General features: G+C 60.8%; 18 protein-coding genes. 4 read left to right on the top strand and 14 right to left on the bottom strand.

Translation table 11 applies throughout. The annotated features are described in order from the left end of the window. Nucleotides 1-77: 77 nt before the first annotated feature. The 4 genes from AC2444_RS35520 to AC2444_RS35505 are packed head-to-tail and all read left to right on the top strand — an operon-like array spanning nt 78 to nt 4685. On the top strand, nt 78-1112 hold the full coding sequence (locus AC2444_RS35520) for a LacI family DNA-binding transcriptional regulator (RefSeq protein WP_003554807.1): 1035 nt from the start codon (nt 78-80) through the stop codon (nt 1110-1112). A gap of 37 nt (nt 1113-1149) precedes the next feature. Then, nucleotides 1150-2247, top strand: a complete 1098-nt coding sequence (locus tag AC2444_RS35515; protein ID WP_012760380.1) for an ABC transporter ATP-binding protein — start codon at nt 1150-1152, stop codon at nt 2245-2247. 2 nt (nt 2248-2249) lie between these two features. Then, nucleotides 2250-4493 carry a glycoside hydrolase family 95 protein gene (locus tag AC2444_RS35510; protein ID WP_128450275.1) on the top strand — a complete coding sequence of 748 codons (2244 nt, stop codon included), beginning with the start codon at nt 2250-2252 and terminating at the stop codon, nt 4491-4493. A gap of 15 nt (nt 4494-4508) precedes the next feature. Next, a complete protein-coding gene (locus AC2444_RS35505) occupies nt 4509-4685 on the top strand; it encodes a hypothetical protein (protein WP_164902812.1) in 177 nt (58 codons plus the stop codon). Between the two features lie 312 nt (nt 4686-4997). Here AC2444_RS35505 and AC2444_RS35500 read toward each other — a convergent pair whose 3' ends face one another. The 14 genes from AC2444_RS35500 to AC2444_RS35435 all read right to left on the bottom strand — a co-directional run bounded on the left by AC2444_RS35500 (nt 4998) and on the right by AC2444_RS35435 (nt 21999). Beyond that, entirely contained in the window at nt 4998-5783 is a 786-nt protein-coding gene (locus AC2444_RS35500) for an SDR family oxidoreductase (protein WP_017997312.1), read from the bottom strand. A 46-nt stretch (nt 5784-5829) separates the two neighbouring features. Continuing rightward, nucleotides 5830-6603 (bottom strand): SDR family NAD(P)-dependent oxidoreductase, encoded by a 774-nt coding sequence (locus AC2444_RS35495; protein ID WP_128450274.1) that lies wholly within the window; start codon nt 6601-6603, stop codon nt 5830-5832. A gap of 10 nt (nt 6604-6613) precedes the next feature. Next, the gene (locus tag AC2444_RS35490) at nt 6614-7948 is read right to left on the bottom strand and encodes a dihydroorotase (protein WP_128450273.1); all 1335 of its coding nucleotides are present in this window, start codon (nt 7946-7948) and stop codon (nt 6614-6616) included. A 17-nt stretch (nt 7949-7965) separates the two neighbouring features. Beyond that, a complete protein-coding gene (locus AC2444_RS35485) occupies nt 7966-9657 on the bottom strand; it encodes a thiamine pyrophosphate-requiring protein (RefSeq protein ID WP_012760385.1) in 1692 nt (563 codons plus the stop codon). After that, a complete protein-coding gene (locus tag AC2444_RS35480) occupies nt 9650-10558 on the bottom strand; it encodes an allantoinase PuuE (RefSeq protein WP_012760386.1) in 909 nt (302 codons plus the stop codon). The genes AC2444_RS35485 and AC2444_RS35480 overlap by 8 nt, the downstream gene beginning before the upstream one ends. Then, the gene (locus tag AC2444_RS35475; RefSeq protein WP_128407790.1) at nt 10558-11595 is read right to left on the bottom strand and encodes an NAD-dependent epimerase/dehydratase family protein; all 1038 of its coding nucleotides are present in this window, start codon (nt 11593-11595) and stop codon (nt 10558-10560) included. Before AC2444_RS35475 ends, AC2444_RS35480 begins: the two co-directional genes overlap by 1 nt. Nucleotides 11596-11629: 34 nt before the next feature. Further along, nucleotides 11630-12391 (bottom strand): SDR family NAD(P)-dependent oxidoreductase, encoded by a 762-nt coding sequence (locus tag AC2444_RS35470; protein WP_128407791.1) that lies wholly within the window; start codon nt 12389-12391, stop codon nt 11630-11632. Then, complete coding sequence (gene hydA, locus AC2444_RS35465; RefSeq protein ID WP_012760389.1) at nt 12388-13821, bottom strand: dihydropyrimidinase; 1434 nt, start codon at nt 13819-13821, stop codon at nt 12388-12390. Before hydA ends, AC2444_RS35470 begins: the two co-directional genes overlap by 4 nt. After that, complete coding sequence (locus AC2444_RS35460) at nt 13818-15077, bottom strand: MFS transporter (protein WP_128450272.1); 1260 nt, start codon at nt 15075-15077, stop codon at nt 13818-13820. Before AC2444_RS35460 ends, hydA begins: the two co-directional genes overlap by 4 nt. Next, nucleotides 15077-17167 (bottom strand): dipeptide ABC transporter ATP-binding protein, encoded by a 2091-nt coding sequence (locus AC2444_RS35455; protein ID WP_017997319.1) that lies wholly within the window; start codon nt 17165-17167, stop codon nt 15077-15079. The genes AC2444_RS35460 and AC2444_RS35455 overlap by 1 nt, the downstream gene beginning before the upstream one ends. Beyond that, complete coding sequence (locus tag AC2444_RS35450) at nt 17164-18039, bottom strand: ABC transporter permease (protein ID WP_012760392.1); 876 nt, start codon at nt 18037-18039, stop codon at nt 17164-17166. Before AC2444_RS35450 ends, AC2444_RS35455 begins: the two co-directional genes overlap by 4 nt. A gap of 3 nt (nt 18040-18042) precedes the next feature. Next, nucleotides 18043-19056, bottom strand: a complete 1014-nt coding sequence (locus AC2444_RS35445; protein WP_012760393.1) for an ABC transporter permease — start codon at nt 19054-19056, stop codon at nt 18043-18045. A gap of 70 nt (nt 19057-19126) precedes the next feature. After that, complete coding sequence (locus tag AC2444_RS35440; protein ID WP_245459858.1) at nt 19127-20803, bottom strand: ABC transporter substrate-binding protein; 1677 nt, start codon at nt 20801-20803, stop codon at nt 19127-19129. A 185-nt stretch (nt 20804-20988) separates the two neighbouring features. Next, nucleotides 20989-21999, bottom strand: a complete 1011-nt coding sequence (locus tag AC2444_RS35435; protein WP_012760395.1) for a GlxA family transcriptional regulator — start codon at nt 21997-21999, stop codon at nt 20989-20991. Between the last annotated feature and the right edge of the window lie 204 nt (nt 22000-22203).

Below are 22203 nucleotides of genomic sequence, written 5' to 3'. Positions count from 1 at the left end.
AGGCGCCGGGCTATACGAGGGAGATGGACGCGAAAACGCGTCACAATCCGATGAATAACTGCAGGAGCCCGCTTGAAATGCATGAAACGGATCGGACGGCCGGAAGGCGGCGGGGAGCCACGATCATCGACGTTGCCAGGGTGGCGGACGTCGCTGTCGGCACCGTGTCGCGCTATCTCAACGGCGAGACGGTCCGTCGCTCGAACCGCGAGCAGATCGAGCGGGCGATCCAGGAGCTCGGCTACCGGCGAAATGCGGCGGCTGCGTCTATCCGTACCGATCTAACCCATATGATCGGCTTTCTGGTCCCGACCTTCGATGAGTTTCATGCCCGCATGCTGGAGCACCTGGCCACTTCGGTCCGCTCGACTGGTCGCGCGCTCCTGACCTATTGCCATGGCGGCGATCCGCGCGTTGTTGCTGAAGCGCTGGACTTTTTCGCCGCGCAGCGCGTCGATGCGCTGATCATGGATGGTACGGCCGAAGTCTATGACCGGGTGGACGACCTGATCGAACATGACGTGCCGATCATCTTCTACAATAACGACGTGCGTGGGCTCGCGGCTGACCGGGTGATGGTCGAAAACCACCGCGCGAGCTACCGCCTAATCAGTCATTTGATCGATCTCGGCCATACGCGCATCGGCATGCTGACGGGTGACCCGCGCAATTCGTCGGGCATCGAACGCCTGGCCGGATACGAGCAGGCGCTGCGTGAGCGGGGCATCGTCGTGGATGCTTCCCTGGCAGTGCGCGGCAACTGGCGCATGGATGGCGGCTACGAGGCGACCAAGCGACTGATGTCGCTGGAGCGCCCACCCACAGCTATCTTCTCCGCCAATTACGGCATGGCGGTCGGGGCACTCAGCTGGCTAAAGGAGAACGGCCGTCACGTGCCCGACGATATCTCGCTGGCGAGCTTCGACGACGTAGCGGTCTTCCGGCTCTACGAAGCTGGCATTACCGCGGTCGCGCAGCCGGTCGCCGGCATCGCGGAAAAGATCACGGACATTCTCGTGGAACGCCTGACGGAATCCTCGAGCGGCGCGACGCACAGCATCGTTCTCGAATGCGACATCATCCTGCGAGGCTCGACGCGACGGATCACCTGACGCGCTCTGCTTGCCAAGCGGTCAAAGGGAGGAAATTTTGGCCAGCGTAGAATTGCAGAATATCGACAAAACCTATGGGAGCTTTGAGGCGATCGGCAATCTCAATCTGAGCGTCGACGATGGCTCGTTCACGGTGTTCGTCGGCCCTTCCGGCTGTGGAAAATCGACGCTGCTACGGATGATCGCCGGCCTCGAAAAGATCACGGCAGGCGACCTCAAGATCGACGGGCGGCGGATGAACGAAGCCGATCCGATCGAGCGCGGCGTGGCCATGGTTTTCCAGAACTACGCGCTCTACCCGCATATGACCGTCGAGCAGAATATCGGCTTCTCGCTACGCATGGCGGGCCTTGGAAAGGCCGAGATCCAGCGCAGCGTTGCCGTTGCGGCGGCAACACTGCAGATAGAACCGCTGATGAAGCGCAAGCCGGCGCAACTCTCCGGTGGTCAGCGTCAGCGTGTCGCCATCGGCCGGGCGATCGTGCGCAATCCCGCCGTCTTCCTGTTCGACGAGCCGCTGTCGAACCTCGACGCTGAACTCAGGGTGTCCATGCGTGTCGAGATCGCGAAACTGCACCGGCGCATCGGCGCAACGATGATCTATGTCACCCATGACCAGACGGAAGCGATGACGCTGGCCGACAAGATCGTCGTCATGCGAGCAGGCAAGATCGAGCAGACAGGGACACCGGATACGCTCTATGCCGACCCCGACAACCTCTTCGTCGCCGGTTTCATCGGCTCCCCGCGGATGAATTTCCTGGATGGCACGCTGGACCCCAATGGCGTTGTCAGGCTCGATTGCGGCGCTGTCTTCAAGACGGGCCTTTTGCACGGCGAAGGCGACATCTTGATCAAGGCCGGCATTCGGCCCGAGCACTTCACCGGACACGACGATGCCGGCGGCGCAATTGACCTCAAGGTCGACGTGGTGGAAAATCTCGGCGGCACCCGTTTCATCTATGGCACGCTGAGTTCCGGGCAGGCCGTCATCATCGAGGACCGCTCCGAGACCATCCGCCGCCCCGGGGAAAGCGTCACCGCCGGCTTCCCCGCACGAAGGGCCCTGCTCTTCGGTGGGGACGGTGAGCGCATCCGCGGGGCGCGCCCGGCAAACACCCTTCCGGCGGGGTAGTCATGACGTCTCATCTTCTCTGGTACGATGCGCCCGCACAGCTATGGACGGACGCGCTGCCGCTCGGCAACGGCCGGCTCGGGGCCATGGTCTTCGGCGATCCCCTGCGCGAACACCTGCAGATCAACGAATCCACCTTCTGGGCCGGCGGTCCCTATCAGCCCGTTAATCCAGACGCTTTTGGTCATCTGGGAACCGTGCGGCAGCTGATTTTCGACGGCCATTATGCGGACGCCGAGGCGCTGGCCGAAAAACGTCTGATGGCACGGCCGATCAAGCAGATGTCCTACCAGCCGATCGGCGATCTCCGCCTCGAATTCAAGTTCGCCGAGAGTGTCTCCGGGTATCGGCGTGCGCTCGATCTCGATACCGCCATCGCTACCTCGTCTTACACCGCCCACGGCATCGCCTACCTGCGCGAAGCCTTCGTGTCGCCGGTCGACGGTGTGCTCGTCCTACGCCTCTCGGCTGACCGGAAACGCGCGATCAGCTGCCGGATCTCCATCGACAGTCCGCAGCAGGGAGAGATGAGCATAGGAGAGGGATCGCAGTTGAGCTTTTCGGGGAAGGGCAAAGCGGAATCCGGCATTGCCGCCGCTCTCCGGTTCGCCTTTGGCGTCCGGCTTATCAACAGCGGTGGAACGGTGAACGCTTCTGGGGGAGGCTTGTCGGTAGAAGGCGCTGACGAGGTTCTGGTCTTTCTCGACGCGGCGACGAGCTTCAGGCGCTACGACGACGTGTTGGGACATCCCGAGCGCGATATCATCGATAGACTTGAAAGAGCCGCTTCGCGCGATTTCGTATCGTTGCGCGACGACCATATCGCGGAGCATCGGCGACTGTTTAGCGCATTCGCCATTGATCTCGGATCGACGCCTGCGGCGTCGCTTCCAACCGACCAACGTATCGCTGGATTCGCTGGCGGCGATGATCCGGCGCTGGCAGCGCTTTATGTCCAGTTCGGCCGCTATCTGATGATTGCCTCGTCGCGTCCCGGGACGCAACCGGCCAATCTGCAGGGCATTTGGAATGCGCAAACGGATCCACCCTGGGGCAGCAAATACACAGCCAACATCAATCTCCAGATGAACTATTGGCTGCCGGCGCCGGCCAATCTGCGCGAGTGTCTCGAGCCGCTCGTCGAAATGGCCGAAGAGCTTGCCGAGACCGGCAAGGTGATGGCACACGTACACTATCGCGCCCGCGGCTGGGTCATGCATCACAATACCGATCTCTGGCGCGCAACGGGACCGATCGACGGCGCCAAGTGGGGACTCTGGCCAATGGGCGGTATCTGGTTGATGGCGCAGCTGCTGGACGCATGCGACTACCTTGATGACGCCGAAGCGATGCGACGTCGACTATTTCCGATCGCCCTGGAGGCGGCGCACTTCCTCTTCGACGTGCTTGTTCCGTTCCCCGGCACGGAGTATCTGGTGACGAACCCATCGCTTTCACCCGAAAACGCCCACCCGTACGGAGCGTCGATTTGCGCCGGTCCGGCGATGGACAGCCAACTCATCCGCGATTTTTTGGGTCTCCTGCGCCCTCTCGCGGTCTCAATCGGTGGAGAGCCCGAGCTTGTCGCCGACATCGATCGTGTGCTGCCGCGCCTTGCGCCCGACAGGATCGGCGCGAATGGCCAGTTACAGGAATGGCTCGAAGACTGGGACATGCAGGCGCCGGAGATGCATCACCGCCATGTCTCGCATCTCTACGGCCTTTACCCGAGCTGGCAGATCGACATGGACAGAACGCCCGACCTCGCCGCCGCCGCTCGCCGTTCACTGGAGATCCGCGGGGACGACGCGACGGGGTGGGGCATCGGCTGGCGCATCAACCTTTGGGCGCGGCTGCGCGATGGCAACCATGCCCACAACGTACTGAAACTGCTTCTCACACCGGAACGAAGCTACAAAAACCTGTTCGACGCTCATCCGCCCTTTCAGATCGACGGAAATTTCGGCGGCGCGGCAGGCATCCTGGAAATGCTCGTGCAGTCGCGTCCGGGGGAAATCCATTTACTCCCTGCGTTGCCGACGGCATGGCCGGGCGGCAGTATCCGTGGCTTGCGCCTTCGCGGCGGCATGCTGCTCGACCTTGATTGGGAGGATGGCGAACCGCTGACGATTAGGCTCACGGCCTCGCGCAATGTCAGCTCGATCCTTCGCTTCGGCCAAACGCGACGCAAAGTCGATCTCGTCGCTGGCGAAAGCTTTTTCGACGGCGGAAGCGAGTTCCGCTAAATCCGCGCGGACGACGTGCTGGGGCCGAGCTCGTACGGCAAACGGGTTGTCGAATCCGTCGGAGACGGGTTTGGCGGCTACACGCCGGACGTCGCCGAGATTGTCGAACTCGAAAAGATGGTGCTGGCACTCGAGCGCAAGGACCGAAGGCTGCAGGCGACGCTGTATTTGATCGCGTCACGCAGCTTTTGAAAAAGACGGCCGAGACCCATCGTTTGGCGTCAGAACACTCTTGCTTGAAAAGTGATGCAAATCAGCGCCTGCGCGGCGCATCGTTCGCGACAACAGGCCATCGGAGGAGCGGCCTCTCGCCCGGCGAGCATGCGGCCAATCAAATATGTTAGCCGCGCCTGTCCATTGGAAATTCAATGGCTCCGCCCATGACTGAGAGTTAAAGCCATAGCAAACATCGCTGGTCAACCGATGGCTTCTTCTCGCAGTCAAGGCAGTCGAAATTTCAGTCAAAGGCCCTGCTTGTCAACAGAAAGCGAAGGCAGGGCGCAATCACACGCTTGAGATTAGCCCCCCGTCCACCCGGATCACCGATCCGGTCAGATAGGAGGCGCGCCTGCTTGCCATGAACGTGACGACATCGGCATATTCTTGCGGATCACCATAGCGCCCGACTGGGATCGATGCAGTGCTTGCCGCTGAAACCTCCTCGACGGCCTTCCCTTCGCGCTTCGCCTTCTGTTCGTCGAGGAAGGCGATACGCTGTGTGGCGACACGACCTGGCAAGACGACATTGACGGTCACGCCATCACGACCGACCTCGCCCGCCAGTGTTTTAGACCATCCGAGAAGCGACATGCGCAGGGCATTCGACAGGCCAAGATTGGGAATGGGCGCGACGACGCCAGATGATGTCGAGGTGATGATGCGTCCCCACTTCTTTTCACGCATCCTGGGAAGTACGGCATCGGAGATTGCTATGACCGACAGAACCATGCTGTCGAAGTATTTACGCCAGCTCTCGGCACTCTGACCGGAAACGAGCGTCGGCGGCGGGCCGCCGGTGATATTGACAAGAATGTCTACCGAGCCGAGCTGCTCGTCGATGGCGGCGAGATTGGGCTCGATCACGCCGAGTTCGGCAAGGTCCCATTGAAGCGCCATCGCTAAGCCGCCAGCCGTGCGGATATCGGCAACCGTTTTATCCGCTGCTTCCCTGTCGATATCTGCAACCGCGATCCGCGCGCCTTCGACGGCGAGCGTTTTAGCAATTGCCCCGCCAAGCCCGCCGCCGGCGCCCAATACCAGGGCAGTCTTGCCTTTCAATCCGAGATCCATGGTCCGTTTCCTTTCCGTTATTGGCGATCTTCATACGCTGTGATCATCAGCCCGCCATCCAGCCGCCATCGACCATCAGGTTAACGCCGGTCATGTAGCTCGCCATGTCGCTGGCGAGGAAAAGCGCGGCACTCGCGACATCGTGTGGCTCGCCGAGCCGCGGCCAAGGGGTGCGACGGCGCGAATAATCGAGAGCGTCGGGATCGTTGGCGACACCCGGTTTGCCGGTGACGATCTTGCCGGGGGCAATCGCATTGCAAACGATACCTGTCGCAGCATGGTCGACGGCAATTTGCCGGGTCATTTGTACGACTGCACCCTTGCTGACGCCGTATGGGAAATCACCAGGGCAAGCGACCATGCCGTGCTGCGATGAAATGTTGATGATGCGGCCACGCGTTTCACCGGTCGGCTCCTGCGCCAGAAATTGCTGCGCGGCTCGCTTGCAGCAATAAAAGAACCCGGTGACATTGACGGCGATCACCCTATCCCATTGTTGGGGCGAGGTTTCAAGGAGATTGGTCGAGGTATAGATCGCGGCATTGTTGACCATGATGTCGAGCCGACCGAACTCTTTCACCGTTTGTGAGACCAGCCCATCGACGTCAGCCCAGTTGGAGATGTCGGTCCTTACGAACATGCCCTCTCCGCCTGCCGCAACGATGCAGGAAAGGGTCGTTTCACCCCCCTCGATCGGAGCCTCGCAGACGTCGGCGATCACGACGACCGCGCCCTCTTCGGCGTAGCGAAGTGCGATCGCCCGGCCGAGGCCGGAGCTCGCGCCGGTGACAATGGCAATTTTCCTGTCGAGCAAACGCATCGGCATTCCTTTATGCAGTCCTGCGGACGACTTGGCCGCGACGGGGATTAATAAGCGTTCCGTCTTTGACGATGCGTGCGCCGCGCAGGAAGACGTCGGTCAACCGGCCGGCCGTGCGCCTGCCGTGAAATGGTGAATAGGCGGCACGGGAGGCCTGCTCGGTATTGGTGATGACAGTCGGTCGGTCCATATCGACAATTAGAATGTCGGCATCGCTGCCGACGGCAATCGAGCCTTTCGAACGTCCAAGTCCGAAGCGATGAGCGGGATTGTAGGCGCAAATCCGCACGAGATCCGAAAGCCCTATTACCTTCTCCGCCACAAGGTCCAGCATCACCGAGAGCAATGTCTGAAGACCCGGCATCCCGCCGGGAATATCTGCGAAAGATCCATAGACTGCCGACTTTTCGGCCGGGCTGTGCGGCGCATGATCCGTCGCCATGATTGTGATCAGGCCCTCAGAGACCGCTCGGCGCAAGGCCGCGACATCGTCGCGACCGCGAAACGGAGGCGATCCTTTCAGCCGGGCACCTTCCGTCTCGTAGTCGTCGGATGTGAAGAACAGGTTCTGCGGTGTCGTTTCCACGGTGACATCAGCCATGCTCCGAAGACGGCTCCAGGTCTCGGCGCCGAGCCTCGAATTGATTTGACGCACATGCACGCGCGCGCCGGTCTCAGCCGCCGCCAGTACCGCGCGTGCAATACCGCCGGCTTCGGCGAGCGGCGGTCTGCTGGCCAAAAATGCCGGAACGCCAACACTGCGCTCCCGCACGCCGGCTCCCTCGAGGATCGACTGGTCGCCGGGGGAAACGCCTATCACCGCGCCGGTACCCGCCAGCCGGCGCAGCGTCTCAGTGACAGCATCCAGACTATCGAACCGATAGTCGACGGGTACGTCAGCCGTGAACAGTTCAAGAGAGACCGGCGACAAAGCAAGCAGGGCCTCCAGGCTGTCATAACTCTTTGAAACCACGGCCTGAAAGCCGACGTCGACATGAATTCTGCCCGCCGCGCTCGCCATCTTATCCGACAATTGCTGCGCAGTCGCCGTCCAGGGATCGTCCGTCGGCATGTCGAGAATGGTCGTCACGCCGCCGAGCGCCGCTGCGTGTGTGCCGCTTTCGAAATCCTCCTTCTGCGTCATTCCCGGTTCGCGCAGATGAACATGCGCATCGACCAGGCCGGGCAGCACCTTTTTGCCGCTCGCATTGACGAAGCCGCGCGCCATGGCGGGCTCGCCAGGCGCTAGGACGGCCGCGACGCTTCCGTCGAGAATGCCGATATCCGCAGGAAGTTGACCGCTTGCGTTGACGACCATGCCGCCGGTGATCAGCGTGTCGAACATAGTCGCCCTCGCCTCCCCTACCATAGACCCGCGAGCCGCGGCTCTTCGTGCGTGACGACCTCGATAAGCGCCGCCTGCCCGGCCTTGACCTTGTCGAGGGCACGCAGCAACGCGGGGCGCAGCATTTCCGGATCCACGACGCATTCCGCGTAACCACCGAGAGCTTCCGCGATCGGTGCGTAACTGCCTGTTACCCGATTCGCGCCGTATTTCGTGGTGGCGATCGGCATGCTTTTCGCGTAGCCGCCGAGCACGTTGTTGCGCAGCACGATGGTCAAGACAGGCAGATTGCAGCGGACCGCAGTTTCGAAGTCGATGCCGACCATTCCGAACGCGGACTCTCCCATCAGATTGACGACGGTCGCATCGGGGCGAGCAAGCCTGGCCCCCATCGCAAAGCCTAGGCCGCTTCCGAGTTGGGTGGTCTTTCCCCAACCGATGTAGCCGCCGGGTGTGCTTGCCACATAAAATGGGCAGAACTGGTCGCGCGGATTGCCGGCGTCGTGTGTGACGATCGAGGTCTTCGGATCGATCGCCTGCATGATCTCCCAGACGACACGGTAAGGTGAGATCGGCGTGCTGTCCGACGTCAGGAGCGGCATCCATTTTTCCATGAAAGCCGCGCGAACGGCAGCGATTTCCGCCGCCGGCTGCTGACGTTCGCCGAGAGGCAGGTGATCGCGACGGATCAGTGCGATCATCTGTTTCAGGACCGAGGCGGCATCTGCGACCACACCCTGGGCGATCGCATAGTCCTTGCCGAGATCCGCATCGTCGAGCGTGACATGAAGGATGGTTTTATCTTCGGGGATCGGCAGGATGTAGTAGGAGCGCGTCAGGCTGCTGCCGAGCGCGAACACCACGTCGGCCTTTGCTAGAAAATGGTCGACGGTCGCGGGTCGGGCACGCCCGGCTGTTCCGAGAGCAAGCGGATGGTCTTCGGGAAAAGCGCTCTTGCCGTTCGGCGTCGTCATGACGGGAATGTTCAAGAGTTCGGCAAGCTCGATCAGTTCCGGCGTCGCCGAGGCTGACAGCACTCCCTGCCCCGCGAGAATAACGGGATTTTTGGCGGCCAGCAGGCTCTTGGCCAGATCGACCACCTCACGATCACCGGCCTGCGGTACGCTGCGGCGCGGTCGGCGATGATCCGCCGGCAGAGCATCAAGCCTTTCAGCCAGCAGATCGACAGGCAATTCGAGCAGGACCGGCGCCGGCGACCCATTCCTGACACGCGATATCGCCGCATGCATGAGCTTGGGCAGATCATCGACCTGCGTTGCCGCCTCGCACCATTTGGTAATGTGCCGAAAGTTGCGGCGGGATTCGAAATTCGGGGCGATGGCTTCTGATCCGCGCGGGTAGCCGGTCGGCAAGAACAGCATCGGTACGCGGTCGTTGAAAGCCTGGGCAATGCCGGCAAATGCACTTTCGGCTCCCGGGCCATATTGCACAGTGACAACGGCAAGCTCCCTGCCGGCCGTCGCCCGGGCATAGCCCTCTGCGATATTGACGGCGACACGCTGCGTCCGCGCAATGAGCGGCGGAATGTCAAGCGCCGCTGAGGCATCGAAAAGCTCGCTTGCTGGAAAGCCAATGATCTGCTTGACGCCTTCCTCCTTCAGGACCCCTGCAACATATTCGGCGCCGCTCATCGTTTTCGCCTCGGCGGGCAAATGGTCATTCGGCAGTGCATGCGTGCCGTCAGCCATGATGATCGATCCAGTAACGGGCAATATCTTGGCGCCGCATGAAGGCCGCACCTGGCGTTTTCTTGACGTGCTCGATCACGTCACGCAGACCCGAGGCGCGATTAGGCTGGCCCATCCAGCGGGCATGCACGCCGATCGTCAGCATACGCCCGCCTGTCTCGTCGGCTTCGCCGATCATGTAGTCGATCGCCGATCGGCAATCCTCGGCAAAATCGCGCGGATTGCTGTAGCCGGGCGCGATCAGATAGCGGCTGTCGTTCAGCGTCTTCGAATAGGGCACGACGAGAAGCTTCGTACCCTCGTGATCGAGGAAATACGGAAGATCGTCGTTGCAGGGGTCCGAGTAATAGAGGAAGCCGCCTTCCCTGACGATCAGGTCACGGGTGTTGACGCTTGGAAAGGATCGGCAATTCCAACCCATCGGCCTTGTGCCGGTCAATTTCTCATAAAGGGCCAGTGCTTCGTGAAGCTGCCGCTCCTCCTCATCGCGCGGCATGCCGGAATATTCGCTCCAGCGCAGCCCGTGGCCGAGCAGATCGTGGCCGCGGGCACTCATCCAATCGACGACAGCCGGGTTCTTCTCCAGTGCAACGGCGCAGGCCGAGATCGTTACCGGAATATCGTAACGGTCGAACATGCGAGCCAGGCGCCAGACGCCTGCGCGACTGCCGTATTCGAAATGGGTCTCGGTGCCGAGGTCGCGCAGCGGCGGGCTGTTGGGAATATTGTACTCGCCCCAATTATCGTTTCGTCCGTCCTCGAGCCAGGAATACTCCGCGCCCTCCTCGTAGTTCAGCACGAGGTTGATCGCCAGCTTGACCCCGCCTGGCCAGGAGATGACCGGGGGGTTCGGGCCATAGCCGACAAAATCGCGCAATTGATCTTTTGCACCAGCGCTCATCACTTTCCCTCGCTCTGATTTTCGTTCTCGACGATCCAATCCATGTAGTCGTGGAACGACTGCCTGGCGCTGCGTGGCTGCCAGCCCGTGTCTCGCGCGATCCGGGCGATGTCGTAGGCTCCCCACATGCCGTCCTTCAGTGAAAGGTCCTGGATGACGTTGGCGGTTTCCGCAGGGCTCACTTCGACCTGCAGGGAAGGCGCGCGCTCCTTTGCCCAGCCGATGATGTCGCCGATGGTCGAAGTCCCGCCACTTCCGATATTGTAGTGCCGATAACGCAGGCGCTCTGCGAGAAGCAGCGCGATGATTGCGCCGGCCACATCCGTCGAAGTGACATAGTCGCCAACAGGTTCCAGGCTATTCGGCCGCACGGTCTCCCCTGCAAGCGCCATATGGGCGACGCGGTTCGGAACATGCCGGAAATTACGGCTGCCGGTGACCCGATCCATCGGCCCATAAACCGATGCAAGCCGGACGGAGGCCGCCGACAGGCCGAAAAGATCAGCGTAGCGGTTGACCACCATCTCCGCTGCAAATTTGGAGATGCCATAGAGTGTCAGCGGTGCAACATAGCCGTCTTCGGGAAGCGGTTCGCCCGTCCAGTCCGGCCCGTGATGACGGTAGACCGAGCCCGAACTGACGAAGACGAGGCGTTGAAAGCCCGGACGCTTTCTCAGCCATTCGAGAATGTGCACGGTGCCCATGAAATTGATATCGACGATCCTGGCGGGATCTTCGGCTTCGGGTTGGCGCTTTGCCTCGGCGGCACTGCCGCGCGAGATGGGGGTGACGGTGGCGCCGTGGACCACGTAGCGGATATCGTGGTCGTCGAGTGTCGCTTCCCATTGGGCGGGCTCGCAAATGTCGGCCGTGATCACGGTCAGTCGATCGCGGACCGGCGCAAAATAGCGCTCCGCCATCGCATCAAGGCCGGCGCGATCGAGAATGACGACACGCGCCTTGGCATCGCGTTCGAGCCATTCCCGCGCAAGGACGCTCATGACGAAGCCGGTTCCCCCGGTGACAAGAAGGGTCATTTCAAATCCATCCAAAAGATCTTCAACGCAGGTATCAGCGGGTAACGTAGCCGCCGTCGGCCAGGAGGTCAGTTCCGGTGACGAACGATGCATCCGACGACAAGAGGAAGGCGGCGGCGGCAGCGATTTCATCAGGCTTGGCGATACGGCCGAGCAAATGCGCAGGCCCGAGCCCGGCATTGGCCGCCTCGAGGTCCGGCCACCGCTGCAGCAATCTCGGCGTCGCCACGGCACCAGGCGACAGGCTGTTGACGCGGATACCATCGCCGGCGTGATCGACCGCCATGGCCCTGGCGAGATGCACGAGCCCGGCCTTTGCCGCGCAATAGGCGACGGCCTTGCCGGTCGCCACATGCGCGAACTGCGATGCGATGAAGACGACGGATCCGCCGCCGCCTTCGATCATCGCCGGAAGCGCGTGCTTGCCGACTAGAAAGGCACCCGTCAGGATGACATCAATTTCCAGTCGCCATTGCTTTTCAGCAAGATCGATGACCGTGCCGTCCATCGAAGGTGCCGCGGCATTGTGCACAAGACCGTCGAGTCGACCGAAATGTCTGGTACCGGTCCCTACCGCGCGACCGACCGAAATATTGTCGGTCACATCGCACTGGATGCCGAAAGCACGGGGGCCAAGGGATTGCGCGAGCGCCAAGACGCCCTCCGGCGATTGATCCGCACAGATCACCGAAGCGCTTTCATCGATGCAGCGGCGCGCAAGTGCCGCGCCGATACCGCTCGCAGCGCCCGTCAGAAAGACCACCTTGCCGTCAAGACGTGACATCGATGCGGTCATGATGCGAGGACCTTCGAAAGACCTTGCTGCGGTGGGAAAGGTCGCTGTCGGGCAATGAACTGGCCGCGCCCGGGCTCGGCCATGATTCTTCCGTCGTCCCAGACGATATCGCCCCGCGAGATCGTCATGATGGGCCAGCCCTTGACGACCTGTCCTTCATAAGGCGTGTAGTCAGTCGCGTGATGCAGGAGCGAATTGGTGATCGTCATGCTGCGATCCGGATCCCAAATCGCGATATCGGCGTCTGCGCCTACGGCAATCCTGCCCTTGCGCGGATGAAGACCGAACAGCCGCGCCGGGGCGCCGGCGGTCAGGTCAGCGAATTTCTGCAGCGAGATCAGGCCGCCGTTCACGCCAGCAGAAAAGAGCAAGGCGAGCCGTGTCTCGATACCGGGAATACCGTTAGGAATACGGTGGAACGGTGTCCCCGGCCCGCCCGCTATCTTATCCGCATAGTGCCACGGCGAATGGTCCGAAGAAAAAACCTCCAGCGTGCCGTCCAGGATACCGGCCCAGATTGCAGGCTGGTTCGACTTGTCGCGTGGCGGCGGCGTGCAGACGCATTTGGAGCCTGAGAGATCATGGGTGTCGATATCCTCGGCCGAAAGGAAAAGATATTGGGGGCAGGTTTCGGCGTAGATCGGAAGCCCCCGCGCCTTGGCGCGGCGGATTTCTTCGACGGCGCCGCCCGCAGCGACATGGCTGACGAGAATCGGCGTCTCGATCAGCTCCGAAAGGCTGATCGCCCGGAAGGTCGCTTCACGGTCGCCGATCGCCGAATGCGCCTTTTCGTGATAGCGCAGCTCAGTCTTGCGCGAGGCGATGAACTTTTCGGTCAACCAGCGAATGCAGGCATCGTTTTCCGCGTGAACCATGACCATCGCGCCTTGAGCACGCGCAAGGTCGAGCACATTCAACACCTCATAATCGTCGAGCTTCAGCCCGTCATAGGTCAGGTAGATCTTGATCGAAGTGCAGCCCTCGGCAATCAGCTGAGGGATCTCGTCGCGCAACACTTCGGCTGATGGATCGCCGACGATCAGGTGAAAACCATAGTCGATACGCGCTTTCGAACGGGCGCGCTCGTGATAATCCTCGACGATGTCGCGTAGCGACTGGCCACGCATCTGCATGGCGAAAGGCACGACAGTTGTCGTGCCGCCGCACATCGCCGACAGCGTGCCGGTGTTGAAATCGTCCGCTGTCGCCTTCCCTTCCCAGGGCTGCTGATCCATGTGGCAATGGCTATCGACGCCGCCGGGCAGCACGATGCGCCCCTCAGCCACGACTTCATGTTTCCCCTCGGGCAGATCCGGCCCGAGCGCCGCAATCGCGCCGTCGCGAACGCCGATATCGATCTGTCTGGTCGCATCCGGCAGTACCACACGGCCACGACGGATCACGAGGTCATAAGGCTTGGCGGGCGTCATTCGCTTCCTCCCGAAACAAGGCAAGGTTTGGTGGCGCCGATCGGACGGCGAAAGAGATTGAAGCAGGCAGCGACAGCAACCAGGAACGCGCCGCTCCCGAGCAGAAGGAAGAGTGCCTGCGGTGCAAACAGCTCCATCAGCTGGGCGGCGAGCCCAGGTGTCATGATGTTGCCGATCGAATAAAGGAGCAGCAGGCTACCCGATGCCGAGACCATATGGCGGCTATCGAGCTGTGAGTTAGCGTAAGCGATACCGACCGGATAGATCGTCAGCGCAATTGCGCCATAGGCGAAAAACAGACCGTAGAGAAGCATCTGCGGATAGCTTCCGGGCCAGGCGATTGCTGCGCACAGTCCTGCTCCCGCCAATCCCTGAACGAGAAGTAGAACGCGCCGGTCCATACGATCCGACAACCATCCGACCGGGGCCTGAGCGAGCATGCCGCCCAGGCTGAAAGCGGTTACCAGTGTCACCGCCACCGCCGCGTCGAGGTGCACCCGCTCCGCATAGATCGGCGTCATCGTATAGACATTCATATTCGTCATGCCCGCTTGAAAGACGCAGACGACAGCCACCGGTGCGAGAGCGACGAGCCGCCAGATGCCATAGCGATGCCCGGAGTGGGCGTTGCCGGCCTCGACCGCTACTGCCAGCGGCAGGCGCAAGGTGGGCCAGAGTCCACCGATAAAGCGGGCGTAGATCAGTCCAAGAAGGATGACGCCGAGCACGATCTGAAAGAGATGGGGAGAGTCCGCTCCGGCCGCTTCGACAAGCAATTGCGCAAACAGGGTCGCCAGCGACGTCATCAGCATATAGAGCGAGAAATAAGCTCCGCGGTTCTTCTGGTCAGCGTAGAGATTGATCCAGCTTTCGGACACGACGAACAGCGTTGCGATGGAAAAACCGTTTATCAGACGCAGGCAGAACCAGACCGGAGCGGCTTGCGTCAGCATGTAGCCGCAGGCGCCGAAAGCAGCGAGCAATGCGACGGCCAGGAAAGCCCGCTCGTGTCCCAAGCGGACGACCATGACACGAGCTGAGAGGCAGCCGGCAAGGAAGCCTACGGGAAACGCCGTCAGCAACAACTGGACGATGTGGGGATCGATTGCGGGGTCACTGAGGTGCAGGGAAACCGTGGTCGTCAGAAGAGAATTGCCAGTCGCGACGATGCAGATGCTCGCCATGACATGCAGGATTGCACGAAGCCCTGCGGCTTTCCGCCAGAATTCACCAATCCGATCGGGATCGCGCATCATTATGCCTTTTCGGCGAAAGCAAGGACGGAAGGCCGGGCGGCCAGATCTGCCTGATCGATGTGGCAGAGAATCTCGTGCGTATCGGACATCTTGCGCAGTGGGGGCGGAGCGGTGTCGCAGATGCTGCCGAGCTTGCGATGGCACCGCGTCGCAAAACGGCAGCCGGCGGGTACGTTGACCGCGCTCGGTGTTTCGCCGGACAGGCGAATACGCTCGCGCGGCGCTTCATCCGGGTGCGGGCTGCGGATCGCTGAGAGAAGTGCTTCGGTATAGGGATGCGCACCCTCACTGAAGACTTCCTCGACGGTCCCCTGCTCCATGATCTTGCCGAGATACATGACCACAACCTTGTCTGCTACGTGACGAACCAGCGCCAGGTCGTGGCTGATGAACAGCATCGTGGCATGCTTTTCCCGTTGAATATCGAGAAGAAGCGTCACGACCGCGGCCTGCACCGAAACGTCGAGTGCCGAGACAGGTTCGTCAGCGACGATGAGCGAAGGTTCCGCCGCAAACGCGCGTGCGATGGCGATACGCTGCTTCTGACCGCCGGACAGCTGGTTCGGCTTTCTGTCCGCGACGGCTGGAGATAGACGCACCATTTCCAGGAGCTCGCGGACGCGCTGTTCGATCTCCGCCTTTCCCTTGCGGATACCGAATTTCTTGATCGAACGACGAATGGAAAAAGCGGCCGAATGCGAGGGATTGAGCGTACTATCCGGATTTTGAAAGATCATCTGGATCTGTTGCAACAGCGCGCGTGGACGTTCGCTGGCCTGCAGTTCGGCGATATTCTCGCCAGCCATGCGGATTTCGCCCGACGTCGCCTTGTCGAGACCCGTCACGATGCGCGCCAGCGTGGATTTTCCGCAGCCGGACTCGCCGACCAGCGCCACGATCTCGGCTGTTGCCGCTTCGAAACTGACCGCTTCGTTTGCCTTGACGGTCTTCCGGCGGCCGACGGGGTAGAGACGGTTCACATCAGACAATGTTATCGCCGTCGATCTTGCAATCATCTGTGTCTCGACCGGAGCAACCGTCGCTTCTCCTGCCGAAATTTCGGGCCAGCGGACGCAGCGCACCAGATGCTCTTCCGCCGCCGGCTCCAGAGCAAGGTCCGGACGGTCGCAGAGGCCGGAGACAAAACTCGAACAGCGCGGCCCGAACAGACAGCCCTGCGGCCGTTCCTGCGGCAGCGGGATCGAACCCGGGATGGCAGCGAGCGTGCGGCTGCGCTTATCGCCGGTAATGTCGGGAATGCAATCGATAAGGCCGCGCGTATACGGATGTTTCGGCCGGCGGAATACTTCTGATGTCGTTCCCTCTTCTACCATCTCGCCGGAATACATGATGCCGAGACGATCGCAGCTTTCCGCGATCAAACCGAGATTGTGCGAGATGAACAGCAGGCTGGTCGAATAGCGTTGGCGCAATTCTTCGATCAGATCGATGACCGCAGCCTCGACAGTCACATCGAGGCCGGTCGTTGGTTCGTCGAGCAGCAGAAGGGATGGCTTAGCAAGCAATGCCATGGCGATGACCACGCGCTGTTGCTGGCCACCGGAGAGCTGATGCGGATATCGCTTCATCATGTCACCAGGGTCCGGCAAGCGGACGTCGGCAAGCATCGCTTCCGCCATGGCCATCGCGTCTTTCTTGCTGGCGCCCATGTGAAGCAGGGGGACTTCGGCAAGCTGCGCACCGATCGTCTTCACCGGATTGAGCGCACTCATCGGATCCTGGTAGACCATCGCAATCTGCCGCCCGCGGATGGAACGCAGTTCCTTGGGGGCGGCATCGACCAGTTGCTTGCCGTTGAAGCGGATGCTGCCGCCGGCAACAACGCCGGTCGCGCCGAGATAACCCATGATCGCCATGGCCGTCGTGCTCTTGCCGCAGCCCGATTCACCCACGAGACCGTAGCTTTCGCCGGGCATAACCTTGAACGAGAGATCGGGGATCGCAACCACCGTTTCGCTCTTGCCGCGAAACTCGATGCGCAGGTTTCGAATGTCGAGAAGGGGTTCGCGATCGATCATTGGCGTGATGGACATGGCCGCTCCTTGAAGACTGGACGCGATGATGTTCATGGTTTCCATGCCTCCCGCATGCCGTCGGCGAGCAGGTTGAAGCCGAGGACCAGACTGACGAGCGCGGCAGACGGGATAAGCGACATGTGTGGCCAGACGTTCAGTACAGTGACACTTTCCTTGACCATGCCACCCCAGTCCGGGTTCGGTGGCGGCAAACCGAGGCCGAGGAAACCGAGGATGCCGATGGTGATGATCGTGTAGCCGATGCGCAGACAGGCATCGACGATCAGGAGGCTGCGGCAGTTCGGCAGCAGTTCGACGATCATGATGTAGAGCGTGCTTTCCGCACGCAGCTTTGCTGCCGCGACATATTCCTGCTGCTTCAGACCCAGCACTAGGCCGCGCGTTATGCGACCGATACCCGGCGCCGAGGCGATCATCGTCGCAATGACGATGTTCAGGACCGACGGTCCGATATTGGCGATCAGGATGACGTAGATAACGAGAACCGGAAATGCCAGTATGATGTCCGAGAAGCGGCTGATCAACACGTCGACCCAGCCCCCATAATAGCCTGCAATCATCCCCATCGTGATGCCGACGATCATGGCAACCGCCACCGACAGCGGCGCAACGGAGAGCACTGTGCGGGCGCCGAAGATCAACCGTGACAGCATATCACGACCGAGAATATCGGTTCCCAGCCAGTGGGCAGCGGAAGGATAGGGGTTGCTCATCGCCATGACATCGGAATCAGTCGGCGACGGTAGCGGCAGGACGGGCGCAAGAAGGGCTGCAAGCACCCAGAAGAGAACAAGGCACAACCCGACGACGGCCGTGCGCGAATGAAGGATGCGCATCCAGTTGGGCCTTGCAGCACGCTTTGGCGGTGCGGCGATCACTCCACTGATATTGCCTCGAACAGCCATGATTTACCTCACCCGGATGCGTGGATCGAGCAGCATGTAGCCAAGGTCGCCAAGCAGCTGCGTGACAACGGCGATGGCGACGGTGATCAATGTAGCGGCCTCGAGCGTTGCGATATCGCCGAACAGACTTGCATCGAGGATCAGGCGGCCGAAGCCCGGATAGGCAAAGACGAGCTCGGTGACGACGACGCCGCTGATCAGAAAGTTAATTTGCAGCAGCAACACGGTGAACGGCGCGATCATCGCATTCCGCAACGCGTGGCCGAGAACCATGCGGCGCGTGCTCATGCCCTTGAGGATTGCGGTGCGGATATAGGGCCGCTCCATGACGCCGATCATCGAGACCCGGATCATGCGGGCCACATAGCCGAAGTCATAGATGACGAGCACCGCGACGGGCAGGACGAACTGATACGGCACAGCCCAGCCGCCATCGCTGTTGAGCGGACTGGTGCCTGGCAGGATCGGCCAGAGGATCACGAAAAGCGTCACCAGGAAGACGCCTGACGCGAACTCCGGAATAGACGTGAAGGTGATACAGATGACCGATAGCGTCCGGTCCAGCACCCCACCTTCTTTCAACCCCGACAGGATGCCGAAAATGATCGACAGCGGGACGATCAGCAAGAACGCCAGCCCGGCGAGGATCGAGGTATTGCCGAGACGATCCCAGATGACATCGTTGACGGGCAGCTTATTCAGGGTGGAGTAGCCGAAGTTGCCGAAGTACTGGGCGCCGCGCGGATCCTTGAAGTTTAACCCGGTGGTCGGATCCTGAAGCGGATCGGGAATTGCGCCGACGAGCACACCGAGCCAGCGGCCGTAGCGTACCAGCAGCGGATCATTGGCCTTCAGTTTCTGGGACAGCAGGTCCACCTGCTGCTGGGTAGCGAAAGGACCGAGCGATTTGCGCGCCACGCTGCCGGGAGTGAACTCGCAAACGGCGAAGACGAGAAACGAAGCACAGAGCATCGTCACGACCATCATCGCCAAGCGCTTGAGGAAGAAATTCGCCATAGCCGGAGGAATCCGAATGTCCGAGCCCAGCACCCGACCGCGCGGACGCGGCCAGGCGCCAGCCGGGAGGTTACGCCGAGATCGCGTATTGATGCGCGAAGATGTATTGAGAAGGATGGAGCTCGAAGCCCTTGACCTTCTTGTCCATGACGGTCGAGAAGACGCGCCAGAAGGGCTGAACGATGGGCCCGTCATCCTGCATGATCGCCTCGATCTTCGCCATGACCTTGCTGCGTTGCTTCGGATCGAGGATGCCCTCGGCTTCGGTCAGCAGCTTGTCGAAATCCGCGTTGGAATAATTGGACTCGTTCCAGGCGGCATTCGAACGATAGGCAAGCGACAATGTCATGATCGCCAGCGGCCGGTGACCCCAGGCAGTCAGGCTGAATGGCGCCGTTGTCCAGACTTCCCAGTATTGGGCGCTGGGCAGGGACTTGATGTTGATCTTTACGCCGATGTCCTTGAACTGCTCGGCAAGGACCTGCGCCGTGTTCAGTTCCCAGATCGGATCGGGACGTGTGACCATGTCGAATTCGAAACCATCCGGATAGCCGGCATCTGCCAGAAGCTTCTTCGCTTTTTCGATGTCGCGCGGATATTTCGGCAGTGCCGCGTATTCGGGATGCGAGGGCGCGACGTGATGGTCTTCGGCGGGAATGCCGGCGCCGAGGAGTGCCGTCTGAATGACCTTGTCGCGGTCGATCGAATAGCGCATCGCCTGGCGCACGCGCTTGTCCTTGAACTGCTCGATATCGGGGTGCATGCGGGCAACGACCGTCTGGGTCGTCTCGACCTGGTGGACCGCCACATGCGGGAAATTCTTCATCGCATTGATCTGGACCGCGTCGGCTTCCGACAGGCCATCGACCTGCTTGGAAGCTATGGCCGCGATACCGGCCCCCGGATTGTCGCCGAGGTCGACATATTCGAACGTATCGAGATAAGGCCCGGTGCCCCAATAGTCGGTGCGGGCTTTGTACTTGGCGCCCTTGCCGACGACGTATTCGGTGATAACGAAGGGACCCGTGCCGTTCGCGTCAGGACCGAAAGCGCCATTTTCTTCGGGATCGATGATGAACATCGGGTAGTGATAGAGGTGCTCGGGCACGGCAATCTGCGGCGAGGAGCAGTTGAGACGGACGGTGTGGTCGTTGACTTTCTCGATGGCGTTGTCGGCCCAGAGCTTGCTCGACTTCTTGGGATTGCCTTTCTCGTCCTTTTCGCCGGTTTCGTATTCCTGCACGAGATAACCGGTGAAGAGCCCGAGCATCGACGAACCGATTGCTGGATCGCAGACGCGCTTCAGGTTCCAGATCACGTCGTCTGCGGTCAATGGCCTGCCCTTGCGCCACTTGACGTCCGTGCGGAGATGGAGCGTCCACGTCTTCAGGTCGTCGCTGACTTCCCACTTTTCCAGCAGATAAGGATGGGTAATGTTGTGGCGATCGGTGAGGGTCAGATACTCGCAGACTTGGCGGATGACGTTCGATTTTTCGGCGAAATCGGCCAGATGCGGATCCTTGATTTCCATGCAACGCATGCCGATGCGCAGGTTTCCGCCCTTCGGCATATCGTCGGCCCGGGCGCCGCCTGGCACCGGAACGCCGGCCAGAGAATATGCGGCTGCGGCCGAAATACCAAGAAGCGTCGCTTTTCGCAGAAATTCTCGGCGGCCGATCGAGCCGCTCGACATCTGTTCGACCAGAGTCGGGATATAGGAATGCTCAGACTTGTCCACGGTTGTCATCTCCTGGTTAGCGCTTTAACTGTTCCGAATTTTTGTTGGTCGGACCGGCCGGCAAGACACTCGCCCCAGGCTCGGTCGCAGCGGACTTTTTGTCCGTCACCCATCCGTCTTGATTTACGTTAAGACGGGATGGACCTCTGTGACATGCGGTGATCCGACATCTTCTCTGCGCGAATCGACATTGTTCATGACATTGGCTCCTCTCGCCGTTTCTCCGCCTTTCGAGTCGCGGCAGGGCTCTCGCGAAACCGCGTGCGGTATGAACGGCCGAAATGCGAAGCCGACTGATAACCGCAGATTTCGGCGATCTCACCGATCGCCAATTCCGTGTAGACCAGCAGTTCTTTCGCGCGTGTCATGCGAAGCTCTATGTAGAAATTGGTAGGACTCTTGCCGAGGTTGGCGTGAAACAGCCGCTCGAGCTGTCGAAGCGAAAGCGCCACGCTACTGGCGAGATCGGAAATTTCGACCGGATCGCCGAGGCTGGCTTCCATCCGACGAACAACGAAGGCGAGCTTGGCGTTCCGGATGCCGAAACGATCTTCGGGCGACATCCTCTGAACGTCATCCTGGCGCCGTATCCGCGCGTGGTTGAACTGGTCCGAGATGAGTGCTGCCAACTCCCGACCCTCCACTGCAGAGATGAGGTAAAGCATCATGTCCAATGTAACCGTTCCGCCCGACGAGGTCAGAAAACGTCCGTCGATCGCGAAAATGTCGTCGGTGGCGAGACAGTTCGGAAACTCGCTGCGAAAGCTTGCAAGCGACTCCCAATGAACGGCACATCGTCGCCCTTCCAATAATCGCGCCTTTGCCAGGAAGAAGACCGCAGTGCTGACTGCTCCAAGCACGCACCCCTCCGAATGGATGCGCCTCAACCATGCAAAGACATTGGCATCATAGGCATCGGCATAATTGATGCCTGCGCAGAGGATGACGATATCGCAGCGCGGCGCCCTGCCGATTGCCGCATCTGCATCGAAGCCTAGTCCGCTGCTGGACTTCACATGGCCGCCATCCGCCGACAGGATGAGCCACTCAAAGGCCTTTCGCTTGGCCAGACGATTGCCCTGCCGCAACGAGTCGAGCGCCGCTGCAAAGGTCATCAGAGGGAAGTCCGGCACCAGGAAAAAGCCGATCCGGATCGGTCGATGCCCCTGTGCCAATTGCTTAAGCGTATAGGTCTGATCCGTCATGGGGCGAACTCCAAACATCCCGGTTGCCCTGCTTTTGCCGGTCCGCACCAGCGCAGGTCTTAGGCAGGCAACGAAACACAAACATCCACGACTAAGCGTCATCGCTTGGTGAGCCGCAAGTCGCAAAGGCCGCATTGTTCCTCGCCATCGATGAAGCAACGCAAATTGATGGACACATTATGCTCGTCGATTTTGAGCCCGATT

The organism is Rhizobium sp. WSM1328 (assembly GCF_057653715.1).
Note: the sequence above shows the minus strand (reverse complement) of the source record. Positions and strands in the feature narration are given on the sequence as shown.

Excerpts from the sequence above, each read along its gene's own strand:
- AC2444_RS35440 (WP_245459858.1), bottom strand. The coding sequence starts at position 20,803 with ATGACAACCGTGGACAAGTCTGAGCATTCCTATATCCCGACTCTGGTC.
- AC2444_RS35520 (WP_003554807.1), top strand. The coding sequence starts at position 78 with ATGCATGAAACGGATCGGACGGCCGGAAGGCGGCGGGGAGCCACGATC.
- AC2444_RS35445 (WP_012760393.1), bottom strand. The coding sequence starts at position 19,056 with ATGGCGAATTTCTTCCTCAAGCGCTTGGCGATGATGGTCGTGACGATG.
- AC2444_RS35500 (WP_017997312.1), bottom strand. The coding sequence starts at position 5,783 with ATGGATCTCGGATTGAAAGGCAAGACTGCCCTGGTATTGGGCGCCGGC.
- hydA (WP_012760389.1), bottom strand. The coding sequence starts at position 13,821 with ATGACGCCCGCCAAGCCTTATGACCTCGTGATCCGTCGTGGCCGTGTG.
- AC2444_RS35510 (WP_128450275.1), top strand. The coding sequence starts at position 2,250 with ATGACGTCTCATCTTCTCTGGTACGATGCGCCCGCACAGCTATGGACG.
- AC2444_RS35470 (WP_128407791.1), bottom strand. The coding sequence starts at position 12,391 with ATGACCGCATCGATGTCACGTCTTGACGGCAAGGTGGTCTTTCTGACG.
- AC2444_RS35475 (WP_128407790.1), bottom strand. The coding sequence starts at position 11,595 with ATGACCCTTCTTGTCACCGGGGGAACCGGCTTCGTCATGAGCGTCCTT.
- AC2444_RS35490 (WP_128450273.1), bottom strand. The coding sequence starts at position 7,948 with ATGTTCGACACGCTGATCACCGGCGGCATGGTCGTCAACGCAAGCGGT.
- AC2444_RS35435 (WP_012760395.1), bottom strand. The coding sequence starts at position 21,999 with ATGACGGATCAGACCTATACGCTTAAGCAATTGGCACAGGGGCATCGA.
- AC2444_RS35480 (WP_012760386.1), bottom strand. The coding sequence starts at position 10,558 with ATGAGCGCTGGTGCAAAAGATCAATTGCGCGATTTTGTCGGCTATGGC.
- AC2444_RS35450 (WP_012760392.1), bottom strand. The coding sequence starts at position 18,039 with ATGGCTGTTCGAGGCAATATCAGTGGAGTGATCGCCGCACCGCCAAAG.
- AC2444_RS35485 (WP_012760385.1), bottom strand. The coding sequence starts at position 9,657 with ATGGCTGACGGCACGCATGCACTGCCGAATGACCATTTGCCCGCCGAG.
- AC2444_RS35460 (WP_128450272.1), bottom strand. The coding sequence starts at position 15,077 with ATGATGCGCGATCCCGATCGGATTGGTGAATTCTGGCGGAAAGCCGCA.
- AC2444_RS35455 (WP_017997319.1), bottom strand. The coding sequence starts at position 17,167 with ATGAACATCATCGCGTCCAGTCTTCAAGGAGCGGCCATGTCCATCACG.
- AC2444_RS35495 (WP_128450274.1), bottom strand. The coding sequence starts at position 6,603 with ATGCGTTTGCTCGACAGGAAAATTGCCATTGTCACCGGCGCGAGCTCC.